This window comes from Enterococcus sp. DIV0682 (assembly GCF_051712685.1).
Lineage (GTDB): Bacteria > Bacillota > Bacilli > Lactobacillales > Enterococcaceae > Enterococcus > Enterococcus faecalis.
This window is the reverse complement of sequence record NZ_JBIOPK010000001.1, coordinates 1,899,898-1,912,500: the sequence shown is the minus strand read 5'-3', so window position 1 is coordinate 1,912,500 and position 12,603 is coordinate 1,899,898. Positions and strand designations below refer to the sequence as shown.

Annotated in this window: 10 protein-coding genes and 1 riboswitch; of the genes, 8 read left to right on the top strand and 2 right to left on the bottom strand. The window is 36.3% G+C overall.

Annotation, left to right across the window (positions count from 1 at the left end; translation table 11 throughout):
* Positions 1–51 precede the first annotated feature (51 nt).
* A complete protein-coding gene (locus IGK96_RS09120) occupies positions 52–1,824 on the bottom strand; it encodes an ABC transporter permease subunit (RefSeq protein WP_016617487.1) in 1,773 nt (590 codons plus the stop codon).
* Between the two features lie 44 nt (positions 1,825–1,868).
* Positions 1,869–2,036, bottom strand: a riboswitch (M-box (ykoK) riboswitch).
* A 314-nt stretch (positions 2,037–2,350) separates the two neighbouring features.
* Between IGK96_RS09120 and IGK96_RS09115 the strand changes: the two genes are divergently transcribed.
* From IGK96_RS09115 to IGK96_RS09105, 3 genes are all read left to right on the top strand, one after another.
* Positions 2,351–2,866 (top strand): AAA family ATPase, encoded by a 516-nt coding sequence (locus IGK96_RS09115; protein WP_002384763.1) that lies wholly within the window; start codon positions 2,351–2,353, stop codon positions 2,864–2,866.
* Positions 2,867–3,134: 268 nt separating this feature from the next.
* The gene (locus IGK96_RS09110; protein ID WP_002382010.1) at positions 3,135–4,733 is read left to right on the top strand and encodes an Nramp family divalent metal transporter; all 1,599 of its coding nucleotides are present in this window, start codon (positions 3,135–3,137) and stop codon (positions 4,731–4,733) included.
* On the top strand, positions 4,733–5,158 hold the full coding sequence (locus tag IGK96_RS09105) for a universal stress protein (RefSeq protein ID WP_002358161.1): 426 nt from the start codon (positions 4,733–4,735) through the stop codon (positions 5,156–5,158). The genes IGK96_RS09110 and IGK96_RS09105 overlap by 1 nt, the downstream gene beginning before the upstream one ends.
* A gap of 54 nt (positions 5,159–5,212) precedes the next feature.
* Here IGK96_RS09105 and IGK96_RS09100 read toward each other — a convergent pair whose 3' ends face one another.
* On the bottom strand, positions 5,213–6,883 hold the full coding sequence (locus IGK96_RS09100; RefSeq protein WP_085443358.1) for a PucR family transcriptional regulator: 1,671 nt from the start codon (positions 6,881–6,883) through the stop codon (positions 5,213–5,215).
* A 380-nt stretch (positions 6,884–7,263) separates the two neighbouring features.
* On the opposite strand from IGK96_RS09100, the gene IGK96_RS09095 reads away from it, so the two are divergent.
* From IGK96_RS09095 to IGK96_RS09075, 5 genes are all read left to right on the top strand, one after another.
* Entirely contained in the window at positions 7,264–8,925 is a 1,662-nt protein-coding gene (locus IGK96_RS09095) for a peptide ABC transporter substrate-binding protein (RefSeq protein ID WP_002363656.1), read from the top strand.
* Entirely contained in the window at positions 8,926–10,176 is a 1,251-nt protein-coding gene (locus IGK96_RS09090) for an amidohydrolase family protein (RefSeq protein ID WP_016618214.1), read from the top strand. It abuts the gene before it with no gap.
* Positions 10,173–11,390, top strand: a complete 1,218-nt coding sequence (locus IGK96_RS09085) for an amidohydrolase (RefSeq protein ID WP_010815950.1) — start codon at positions 10,173–10,175, stop codon at positions 11,388–11,390. The genes IGK96_RS09090 and IGK96_RS09085 overlap by 4 nt, the downstream gene beginning before the upstream one ends.
* 234 nt (positions 11,391–11,624) lie before the next feature.
* Positions 11,625–12,104, top strand: a complete 480-nt coding sequence (locus tag IGK96_RS09080) for a GAF domain-containing protein (RefSeq protein WP_002360627.1) — start codon at positions 11,625–11,627, stop codon at positions 12,102–12,104.
* Positions 12,105–12,170: 66 nt separating this feature from the next.
* Positions 12,171–12,602 carry a VOC family protein gene (locus IGK96_RS09075; protein WP_025192069.1) on the top strand — a complete coding sequence of 144 codons (432 nt, stop codon included), beginning with the start codon at positions 12,171–12,173 and terminating at the stop codon, positions 12,600–12,602.
* The last annotated feature ends 1 nt before the right edge of the window (position 12,603 follow it).

Genomic DNA, 12,603 nt, shown 5'->3' with positions numbered 1-12,603 from the left:
TCTCCTCTCTAGTTTATCTTAAAAATTTAGTCGAGTTGAGTCGTCCAGCTATTAATAGTGAAATTTTTGTTTTGCTGCTCGATATAAAGGCTGCCAAACAAAGGCGATACATAAACCAACAACGAAACACATCGCTAAGGTTCCTAAGGCAGATTTATCTTTTACGCCATCGTTTGCCGCAATATATTGTCCTAGGCCAGTAACATCTATTGATTTTTTGCCCCATTGAATGCTTTCTGCTGCGATATCAGCGTTCCAAGCAGCACCAGCAGCGTTAATAATTGCTGTAATGAGGTAAGGTAAAATAGAAGGGATCAAAAATTTTGTCCACCATTGCCATTTAGATAATTTAAAAAGTTTGGTTACGTCACGAATATCATCAGGGATGGCTAAGTAGCCAGCAATTACATTAAAGAAAAAATACCATTGGCAACCAACCATGATGAGTGGTAGAATCCACCATTCTAATTTGTTGAAGCCCATACTAATAATCAACACAATGAATGGAGTATAAACATTTGACGGAATGGAGCCTAAAATTTGTCCAATCGGTTGAACGATACTTAAGCGCCGATTATCATTCGCAACCCAAATTGCTAAGGGAGTAAAGATAATGCCAGCAACGACCATAGCCAAGGTAACCCGTAGCGTAGTATAAAGGGTTAATCTAGGAATCATGCTGAAATCTTGATGGGGCAAGAAATGATAGAGTTTAATAGAACAATAAACCCCAATAATGGTTAAGCTGACATACCATAATGTTTTGAAGAAATGGCGTAATTTTGCTAGTAATCGATAGAGATAGTCCAGCTTGAAAAAGTACCAAACTTTTGGTAAATCGTAAATCCAAAAATGACTGAATTTCACAAAAGCTTTTGAAAAGTATTTCGTTAAAGTTGCTTTTTTTAATAAATGATAAATGATGGATTTAGGTGGCGTCGTACTTTCGACATCTGTTTCATATTTAAAATAATAAGTGGCTCGAACTAAAGGTTGAAAAACTAAAAAGTTTAAAATCACCACATTGATTAATAAGGCAAAAACAGCCCATAAACAGGATTTAAAGTCGGCTCGATTTAATGCTACTTGGATATAAGAACCAATTCCTGGTAAATAAAGGTTGGTTTCTTTAGGAAAGGCAACAGAAGCTTGCTCACTAGCCACCAAGGCAAACCAAGCCGCAGTTTGAGAAATAATAACGTTCCAAAGTAAGCCAGGAATTGAGTAAACAAATTCAAGACGCCAAAATTTTTCCCAAGCATTGTACTTGAACTGATCGGTCACATTGACTAGATCTGAAGGAATAACTTCCATTATTTGATAAAGAGTCAACATGATGTTCCAAGCTTGACCTGTGAAGATGGCAAAAATAGCAACCGCTTCTGCGCCCATCACATTTCCTGGAAATAAACCAAGTAACCAAGCAGTTGTAAAGGTCAAAAAGCCTAGTAATGGAACGGATTCAAGGAAATTAACTAATGGTAAAATGACTCTTCGTGCCGTTTTATATTTTACGGCTAAAATACCAAAAACAAAGGAAAACAGGAAGGACCAAGCCATCCCCACAATCATTCGAAACATGGTTCGAATTGAAAAGTAAAAAAGATTTGATGGAGATAAGAAATCATCTGTTTTACTTGGTTTTGCGAGGAATTCTTCTGAGGGAAGGGTGTGAAGAGGGCGATTCATTTTTAGCCAAGAGAAGACGATGATAAAAATGAAAATGCCTAAAATGATGAGCAAGGTAAGATTCCCGATACTTTTAGCAAGTAGGGTATTTTTCTTAGATGATGCAGTGACAGCTTTCAATTTAAAAACCTCCAATTAATCATATTAAAGAGGTCGCCGAATAAAAGAAGAAGATTATAGGGTAATCACAATAATTGAGCTTTGGCTTTCTGAGACGTAAGAAAAAAATTCTAGTTATCTTAGGAAAGCCTTAATTCGACAATCCCTGCTTTACTCGTTACTGTCTCTCGACATTTCCGAGCGATAACCTGTGTTCTTCAGAGTAACCTCACCTAATATGATTCTATTTGATTTACATGCTTATCATACTCGTGACTAAAAATAAAACAATTTCTAGCTGGTTATACCTGAATTACTGTTTGTTGTTATTCTATTCAATGATTCTTAAAAAGATTGCCCACATTCTGTTTTTTTAGGGAGAAATTATCAGATGAGTATGTTATGTAACCCGAGGTTAATAGCGTAGGATGTTGTATTTTTAGTTTGTCTCGTTTACTGTTAAAGATGTAAGTAGTAACTATAAGTGAATGGCTAAAAAAATTAAAAGTAATCTAGCACCTAAATTAAACAACAAAGAAATTTGTTCAGAAGAAAGGAAATTATGATGATTATTTGGTTAAACGGTGCGTTTGGAGCCGGAAAAACGACCATTGCACATGAGTTACAACAAAAACTTCCCAATGCAATCATTTATGATCCAGAAATTATTGGTAGTGCATTGATGGAGCTAGTTCCCGAAGAAATGAAAGAAAATGATTTTCAAGAGTATCAGGAATGGCGTTGCTGGAATGCTCATTTATTAAAACGAATGTCCAAAGAGTCTGGACGGCCGATTATTGTTCCAATGACCCTTTATAAAAATGAATATGAAGAAGAGCTGATTGGATATCTGAGACGAGCAGGCATTGACGTTTATCATTTTTTGTTAGCGGTCGAGAAAGAAGAAATTTTACAGAGATTATTGAAAAGAAATGATGGAACTTTTGAATGGGGGAAAAATAAGTTGCCCGAAGTACTTGAAGGTTTTCGTCAGATTCAGTTTACCGAGATTTTTAGAAATCATTCAGCTGACACGACAGAAATTGTAGCAACCATTCTTAATAGAATAACCGAATAAAAATAAAATAAGGGACCTAAGCCGAAATGACTTAGGTCTCTTATTTTCTACTTCTTAAGATAATCAACTACCAGCTACCCTGATTTCTTCAAACTTTAAGACCGCACATTTACGACAATCTATTTTTACACTGTCAAAATTTTCTTTCAAGTCTTGCATTTTGTTATTTTTAGCAGTATATTTTAGGTGTACCTAAAATATATTAGAGGTTAACCTTCTAACGGGAAGGGCCTTTTAAAATTATTGCAAAACGAAAGAAGGAATTGAATTGAAAAATTCAGAAGAACATGAACCAAAGCAAAGACATCATTTGATTGAATATGCAAATGGTCCTTCGCTTGAAGAAATTAATGGCACCATCGACGTGCCTAAAAATATGAGTTTTTGGAAAACGTTATTTGCTTACTCAGGTCCAGGAGCATTGGTAGCAGTGGGGTATATGGATCCAGGAAACTGGTCTACTTCAATTACTGGGGGACAAAATTTTCAATATTTATTGATGTCGATTATTTTAATTTCCAGTTTGATTGCAATGTTGCTCCAATATATGGCTGCTAAATTAGGCATTGTTTCACAGATGGATTTAGCACAAGCGATTCGTGCTAGAACTAGTAAGACGTTAGGTATTGTATTATGGATTTTAACAGAGTTAGCAATTATGGCTACAGATATCGCTGAAGTTATCGGGGGCGCAATTGCCTTATATTTATTATTTCATATTCCTTTAGGTCTGGCTGTCTTCATTACGGTATTTGATGTTTTACTTTTGTTGTTATTGACAAAAATTGGTTTTAGAAAAATTGAAGCTATTGTTGTTGCTTTAATTGTTGTTATTTTTGTGATTTTTGCTTATCAAGTGGCATTGTCAAATCCAGTATGGGGAGATGTAATTAAAGGGCTGGTTCCTAGCGCAGAAGCTTTTTCTACATCACATGCGGTGAATGGGCAAACGCCACTGACAGGTGCATTGGGGATTATTGGTGCAACAGTGATGCCTCATAATTTGTATTTACATTCTTCTGTTGTCCAAAGTCGTAAAATTGATCGTAAAGATAAAACCGATATTCAACGCGCTTTACGCTTTTCAACTTGGGATTCTAATATTCAATTAACGATGGCATTTTTTGTTAACTCTTTGTTATTGATTATGGGTGTGGCCGTTTTTAAATCCGGCAGTGTCAAAGATCCTTCATTCTTTGGTTTGTTTGATGCTTTATCAAATCCAGCGGTTATGAGTAATTCTATTTTAGCGCATATTGCAGGTTCTGGAATTTTATCAATTTTATTTGCGGTAGCCTTATTGGCATCAGGACAAAATTCAACAATTACAGGAACCTTAACTGGTCAAATTATTATGGAAGGGTTTATTCATATGCGCGTACCAATTTGGTTACGTCGGATGGTCACACGTTTGTTATCTGTTATTCCTGTCTTAATCTGTGTTTTAATGACCAGCGGGAAAAGTACAGTGGAAGAGCATATCGCGATTAATAATTTAATGAACAATTCACAAGTTTTTCTAGCATTTGCTTTGCCATTTTCTATGTTGCCTTTACTGATGTTTACAGATAGCCGTGTTGAAATGGGTGAACATTTTAAAAACTCGTGGTTAATTAAATTGTTAGGCTGGGTTTCTGTCATTGGCTTAATTTACCTCAATATGAAAGGCTTACCTGATCAAATTGAAGGATTTTTCGGTGATAATCCGACAGCGAGTCAAATTACGTTAGCCGATAATATTGCCTATGTCATCATAGCACTCGTCATCCTCTTGTTAGTTTGGACGGTTGTGGAATTATATAAAGGCGATAAACGATATGCACAGCAGCTTGCAGCTATGGAGCAACAAGTAGAGGAGGTTAAATAATGAAATTTTCAAAAATTATGGTTGGTGTTGAAGAGTCGCCAGATGCGTTAAAAGCATTTCATTATGCTATCCAAAAAGCAAAAGAAGAACAAGCTGAATTGGTTATTGTTTCGATTTTAGAAGAGAAAGAGATTAATGTTTACCAATCGTTAGATAAAAATTATTGGCAAGAACAGTTGGCGAAATTAGAGAAACAAACGGAAAAATATCAACAAGAAGCGTTAGCGAATGGCATCGATAAAGTAAGTGTAATTGTCAATGAAGGGAACCCAGGAGAATTAATTATTAATAAGCTTATTCCTTTGAATAAACCAGATTTGTTAATTATTGGCTCCAAGTCAACTAGCAAATTAAAAAGCTTTTTTGGTAGCCAAGCAGCTTATATGGCTCGATATGCACCAATTTCTGTAATGATTATTCGCTAACAAAATTGAAACAGTTAAAAAAGCCGCCACGATTTACTATTCGTGGTGGCCTTTTTATAGTAATTTTTGTTTATATAAATAAACAGCCAAACTTAGTTGTAGCGAACTATCAGGAAATTCTAAAGTTAAGTGAAGAATCTCTTCTATTTTTTTTAAGCGGTAAATAATTGTATTACGATGTACATACATATTTGTGGCAGTCAACGAAATATTTTTATTCGATTGAAAGTAGGTGTTGATGGTTTCTAGTAGGGAACTTTCATGTTTTTGATCTTCTTTTTCTAATGGTGCAATCAATCGTTGATATATTTTTTGTTTGGCTTGTTTGGTCAGGGTTTCGATCATTAAACGATAAAAAAAGAGGTCGTCATAATTCAAAATAGTTCGTTGTTGTAATTCTTGACTTGCTTGTGCTAAGTGGAATGTTTCTTGTGCTAATTTATAAGAATCACACAGATTGGTGATTTTCTTGACAGTTGGACCAATCGCTAATTTAAATGATAATTTTGGATTCAGTTTCATTAGTTGCTCTAGTAAATTCTTGGCAAGATGAGTGGTTTGTGCAAGGTAGGTGGCTTCCTCTTGCGCTGGATTTTCTAGTAATAAAATAAAGCCAGTTTGTGTAGGAAAGGCAGTAATTTTTTGTCGATATCCTTCTAAAATATGATTCAATTGATGGCCAATGCTATTCATTTGAATAGTCGGATTAAACAGTTGTTCCAATTGTTCAATGGCTACAAGCAAGAGACTAAATGTATCTTTTTCATTTAATTGCAGATAATTACTAAATTCTTGCCAAGCTTGAGGATTGGTATTTTTTTCTTGGATAAGGTCTTGAAACAGCGCCCCGATCTTTTGCCTCGTTGTTAAATTTTCCGAAGATTCTAATTGAAGTTGTGGTAAAAGGTAGTGAGCACAGACCTCCACAGATAATAAATCAATCGTCTGTAATTTTTTGGTAGTTTGCCAAATCACTAAGTAAGATAAGCTGAGATTTTTCTTTTTGATGGGTAAAATTCGCAAAGATAACTGATGGTTCGCTAAGGAAAATTCAACAGTCAATGGTTCTTTATAAAATAATAGGAGCTCATTGTTCTGGGCTTTTAAAGCTGTCTCAAACTGTTTTTTGAGAGTCGCGTTGTTTAAAATACTGGTGATTCTTGTTGGCGCATCAGGTAAATCAAAATGATTCATAATCTGAAAACGCTCATCTAAAAGCATTACAGGCGCTTGAATCGCGGCACTTAATACTTCCAGTAATTGGGTACTTTTTCCGCCAGCTTTGATAATTGTATAAAATTTATTATGCATATGAACAGAATGTTGGCTAATCGTTTCGTCAGGTTGATTGACTCGGCGATTGACCAATGAAATAATTTGAGAAAAGTTGTAATTATAAGGGATTGAGAGAATTGGTAATCCGACGTCATTCGCTAATTGGATCATCTCTTGTGGAACTTCATTGAAATAGCGTTGGACTTTAAAGCCTAGAGCAGCGCAGTTCATATTTGCTAGTTCTTGAATAAGACGTTTTTGCAAGCAAGGCTGATCTTTGAAAATATAGCCGGTAGTTAATAAAATTTCTCCTGGCGTTAACCAGTCAAAAGCATCAGGATTTTCTAAAATATTTGCTTGTAGAATTGGCGCATCTAAATTGGTCTCGTGTGTCAATAAGGTTAAACCAGCTAGTTCTTCTGCATGGAGTAGATCATTGACCGTCATCATTAGCAAGGCCTCCTTTTGTATGAATTATCTAAAAATTAAGTGTATTTATTGTAAGATGTTACAAAACTATTTTAGGGAAAATAAGGTATCCTTATACTAATAGAAAAAAGTTCCAAGTCATCACGTGATTGGTAGTCACAAGTGACCAAATAAGAACAATCAGCGCTTATAACCTATAGAAACGCATCGTTTAAAGATATAGCAATAGTATACTTAATTTTTAATGCTTTTACTATTGTTTCAGCTACTTTAAATTTCTCAAGTATTTCTATAATCTGTAAGTTTTTTGAGACTCTTATCAGATATGCTTCTTTTTCTATATTTTATCAGAAAATTCTGGTAACTTTGAAGGTTATAGTTTGTAAAATGGAGGGATCGGTATGAAGAAATTAAAAATGTTAGGATGCGTCGGTTTGCTTTTAGCTTTAACGGCTTGTCAGGCGGGAACGGGAAACTCGGCTGATAGTAACAAAGCAGCGGAACAAAAAATTGCAATTAGTTCTGAAGCGGCTATTTCGACAATGGAACCACACACAGCGGGGGATACGACCTCGACTTTAGTCATGAATCAAGTTTATGAAGGACTCTATGTTTTAGGTAAAGAAGATGAATTAGAGTTGGGGGTCGCTGCCGAAGAACCAGCGATTTCTGAAGATGAAACCGTTTATACATTTAAGATTAGAGAAGATGCCAAATGGTCGAATGATGATCCAGTAACAGCAAACGACTTTGTTTATGCATGGCAACAAGTTGCTTCCCCTAAATCAGGGTCGATTCATCAAGCTTTATTTTTTGATGTCATTAAAAATGCTAAGGAAATTGCTTTAGAAGGCGCAGATGTGAATACTCTTGGGGTTAAGGCGCTAGATGATAAAACGTTAGAAATAACTTTAGAACGGCCCACCCCTTATTTGAAATCATTACTTTCGTTTCCTGTTTTGTTTCCACAAAATGAAAAATATATCAAAGAACAAGGGGATAAATATGCCACTGATGCAGAACATTTGATTTATAATGGTCCTTTTAAATTGAAAGAATGGGATAATGCCTCTTCCGATGACTGGACCTACGAAAAAAATGATACGTATTGGGATGCTGAAAAAGTTAAATTAACAGAAGCGAAAGTTTCAGTAATTAAGAGCCCAACGACAGCGGTGAATTTGTTTGACTCGAATGAATTGGATGTAGTGAATAAGCTAAGTGGTGAATTTATTCCTGGTTATGTTGATAATCCAGCCTTTCTTTCAATTCCTCAATTCGTCACATACTTTTTAAAAATGAACAGCGTTCGTGATGGAAAAGAAAATCCGGCTTTAGCGAACAACAATATTCGTAAAGCGTTGGCACAAGCTTTTGATAAAGAAAGTTTTGTAAAAGAAGTCTTGCAAGATCAATCAACGGCTACAGATCAAGTAATTCCTCCGGGACAAACGATTGCGCCAGATGGAACAGATTTCACAAAACTAGCTGCTAAGAAAAATAACTACTTAACCTACGATACAGCGAAAGCAAAAGAATTCTGGGAAAAAGGGAAAAAAGAAATTGGGCTGGATAAAATCAAATTAGAATTTTTAACAGATGATACAGACAGCGCCAAAAAAGCTGCTGAGTTTTTCCAATTTCAATTGGAAGAAAATCTAGATGGATTAGAAGTGAATGTTACTCAAGTTCCTTTTACTATTCGTGTTGATCGTGATCAAACGAGAGACTATGATTTAGAATTATCTGGTTGGGGAACCGATTATCGTGATCCATTAACAGTTATGCGCATCTTTACTTCGGATAGTACCTTGGGCGGCGTAACGTTCAAGAGTGATACGTATGATCAATTAATTCAAGAAACTAGAACAACACATGCGGCTGATCAAGAGGCTCGTTTAAATGACTTTGCTCAAGCACAAGATATTTTGGTGAATCAGGAAACGGTTTTAGCACCAATCTACAATCGAAGCATTTCTGTATTAGCTAATCAAAAAATCAAGGATCTGTATTGGCATTCATTTGGACCTACGTACAGTTTAAAATGGGCTTATGTTAACTAATTGAATGAAGGTAGGAAGGGGTTTGTCATGCTTTTAAAAAACTGTAAATTAGAAACAGGATTTTCTACTGTGAATCAGCGAATTGTTGCGACAGAAACAGCTAGCTATGATATTCGAATTGAAAACGAGGTCTGTACTGCGGTCGCACCGCAGTTAAGGCCTTTAGAGAGCGAAACAGTTATCGATGTGAATCAGCAACTCGTTTTACCTGCTCTAAGAGAAATGCATATTCATATTGATAAAACGTATTTTGGGGGACCTTGGAAGGCCTGTCGTCCACTAACGAAAGGAATTTTAACACGTATTGAAGAAGAAACTTGGCTGTTACCTGAACAATTACCAACTAGTTTAGAACGTGCTTGCCAAGTTATTGAGCAGTATATTCAACAAGGCCATTATCATATTCGCAGTCATTGTAATGTAGATCCATCTATTGGAACGAAACATATTGAAATCACTAAAGAAGCATTTAGTCGATATGAACAATACATTACTCATGAAATTGTGGCTTTTCCTCAACACGGATTACTCCGCTCACAAGTCGAACCTTTGATGCGCGAAGCCTTACGCATGGGGGCAACTCATGTCGGCGGCGTTGATCCAGCCCTTGTGGATCGTCATGTGGATCATTCAATCGCAAAAATATTTGAATTAGCTACCACATTTAATAAAAAAATTGATGTTCATTTACACGCCCGTGATACTTTGGGACTTTATGAATTTAATAAATTTGTTGATTATACAGAACAAGCAAAGATGTTTGGCAAAGTTACTTTAAGTCATGCTTTAGCTTTGGGGAGCTTAGAAGAAGCAGCAATTAGAGACATTGCGCAAAAATTCATCGAAACAGGGATTGATTTGACTTCGACTGTACCGATTGGAATGCCCACCATGCCGATTCCAACCTTGGTTGAACAAGGTGTTAAGATCTCCGTGGCTCATGACAGTTTGACGGATCATTGGTCGCCTTTTGGCAGTGGCAATACAATAGAAAAATTAAATACAGCCGCTCAAAGATTTAAAATTAGCGATGAGTATCGCTTGAATCGTTTATGGGGCTTAGCGAGTAATTTTGTAACGCCTCTTGATCCTAACGGGCAGCGAGTTTGGCCTAACGTCGGCGATTCTGCAGATTTCCTACTATTTAATGCTGAGAGCACTGCTCACGTGATTGCACGCCAACAGCCAATCCAACAACTGATACTAAAAGGACAACTGGTTGAAGCCGTTCAAAAGGGGGAAAGAGAATGACAGCATCCATTGTTTATTTGAATAATGTTCGTTTAGAAACTGGTTTTGCTAAAGACCACCACGAATTAACGTATACTAAAACCGCACGCTATACTTTAGCGATTCAAGAAGGCAAAATTCAAGCGATTATTCCGCAAAATCAAGTCACTGAAAAGCAACAAGGAACTGATTTAAACGGACAACTGGCTATTCCCGCTTTTCAAGAGAGCCATAACCACTTAGATAAAACCTACCTTTCATTAGGCTGGCGTGCTAGCCAACCTGTTAAGAATTTAAAAGAGCGTTTAGCAGACGAAGCCAGTGAACTTAAATTGTTAGCGCCGTCAACAGAACAACGAGCGACGGCCATGATTGAAAAATTGATTGGGTATGGAGCCTCTTATATTCGGACACATGTCAACATTGATCCTTATGTAGAACTAGAAAACTTCTGGGGCGTCAAAAGAGCCTTAGAAAAATATGCGCATGTGATTGATTATGATATTGTTGTCTTTCCACAGCATGGATTATTAAAAAATCCCCAAACGGTTTTACTCATGAGAGAAGCCCTAAAAAATGGTGGAACAATGGTTGGCGGTTTAGATCCTGCAGGCATTGATTATGCAATTGAAGAATCTTTAGAAACCATTTTCGATCTGGCAGAAGAATTTCAAGTAGGAATCGATATTCACTTGCATGATACGGGGGAAGTGGGTGTTTATACAATTGATAAATTTTTAGACATTTTGGAAGAACGAAAATTTACTCAGCGAACCGCTATCAGTCACGCCTTTGCGCTGCTAGATGTACGACCAGCAGAAAAAGAAAAACTATACCAACGCTTGGCAACGCATCAAACGGCGATTATGTCTACAATTCCCTATGATCCTCGTTATTTATTGCCACCAATTGATGTGTTACGCCAAACTGGTGTATCGGTTCATTTAGGTAGTGATGGCTTTTTTGACTCTTGGAGTTCTAATGTTTCAGGTGATTTATTTGAAAAATTACGTAATTTTTGTGAAATGACAGGAAAGATTACAGAAGAGCAACTTACTCAAGCTTACGTCCATGGCTGCGGCAAAGAAGCACCTTTTTCATTTGAAGAAGAACGCCTTTGGTTTACAGAAGGCGACGAAGCAAACTTTATTTTTACAGAAGCAGCTTCTACAGCAGAAGTGATTGCTAGAAAACCACAGAAACGCCAGATTATGTTGAAAGGACAATGGGTTTAACTTGCTTTAAAATTAGGTAGAAATAGAATGCTAAAAAGCCAAACAGAGGAAACAGGGTTCAGCTCTGAGCGACGCATAGTGTCAGTCCTGCGGTTACTCGTCACAGTTTAATCCTTATAAAGTGCTTCTGCTCACAACGTGTATCAGCTTTTCAAGTTTGTTTGACTCACTTTAACATAGCACTTTTGCGTATCTTCCTTTATAATAAGACAAAATGAAGGAGATGAACCAAGCATGACTGAACAAACGAGAGAAAACAAAAAAGCAGCCTACGAATTGTGCTTACAACAATTGAGCGGTTTGCTAGAAATAGAAACGGATGCTATTGCAAATTTAGCAAACTCGTCCGCGTTACTTGCACAAACATTACCAGATACCGTTTTTGCTGGGTATTATTTATATAAAGATGAAGAATTAGTTTTGGGGCCTTTTCAAGGGAAAGTCTCTTGTACCAGAATTAAAATGGGCAAAGGTGTCTGCGGTGAATCAGCGGAAAAACAAGCTACATTGATTGTTGATAACGTGAAGACACACGCCAATTATATTTCTTGCGACTCAGCTGCGATGTCTGAAATCGTTGTACCGATGGTAAAAAATCATCAATTGGTCGGTGTTTTAGATATTGATAGTGGTGTAACAAATAGCTATGATGCGGTTGACCAACTGTATTTGGAAAAATTTGTTACCTTGTTACTAGAAAAATCAGATTTTTAAGCAGACTATTTTTGCTTTCTGACAAATCATGAGAAAATAAAGTATAAAATTTGATCATGAAAGAAGGTGAGTCATTTGTTAGAGCTGTATATAAATTTTAAAGGTGAAGCAAAAGAAGCAATTGCGTTCTATGAAGATGTTTTTGATACAAAATGTCAAAATTTAATGACTTTTGGCGAAGCACCTGAGGATCCTGAGCATCCTATAAGCGACGAGATAAAGGATTTAGTGATGAACGCAAGTATCATTATTGAAGGAACCTATGTAATGATTTCAGATGTTCCTGATATGTTTGGTTTTGAAGTTACGGAAGGAAATAACCTTTCGCTCGTGGTTAGCACAGATGATGATGAAAAAATTGATCGCTTATTTAAACGATTATCTGAAGGTGGCACTGTTACAATGCCATTGTCTGAAACTTTTTGGTCCAAAAAGTATGGTTCCCTAAAAGATCAGTTTGGCATCCATTGGATGTTTAATTATTATGAAGAAGATTAAA

Excerpts from the sequence above, each read along its gene's own strand:
- IGK96_RS09115 (WP_002384763.1), top strand. The coding sequence starts at position 2,351 with ATGATGATTATTTGGTTAAACGGTGCGTTTGGAGCCGGAAAAACGACC.
- IGK96_RS09105 (WP_002358161.1), top strand. The coding sequence starts at position 4,733 with ATGAAATTTTCAAAAATTATGGTTGGTGTTGAAGAGTCGCCAGATGCG.
- IGK96_RS09100 (WP_085443358.1), bottom strand. The coding sequence starts at position 6,883 with ATGATGACGGTCAATGATCTACTCCATGCAGAAGAACTAGCTGGTTTA.
- IGK96_RS09095 (WP_002363656.1), top strand. The coding sequence starts at position 7,264 with ATGAAGAAATTAAAAATGTTAGGATGCGTCGGTTTGCTTTTAGCTTTA.
- IGK96_RS09085 (WP_010815950.1), top strand. The coding sequence starts at position 10,173 with ATGACAGCATCCATTGTTTATTTGAATAATGTTCGTTTAGAAACTGGT.
- IGK96_RS09080 (WP_002360627.1), top strand. The coding sequence starts at position 11,625 with ATGACTGAACAAACGAGAGAAAACAAAAAAGCAGCCTACGAATTGTGC.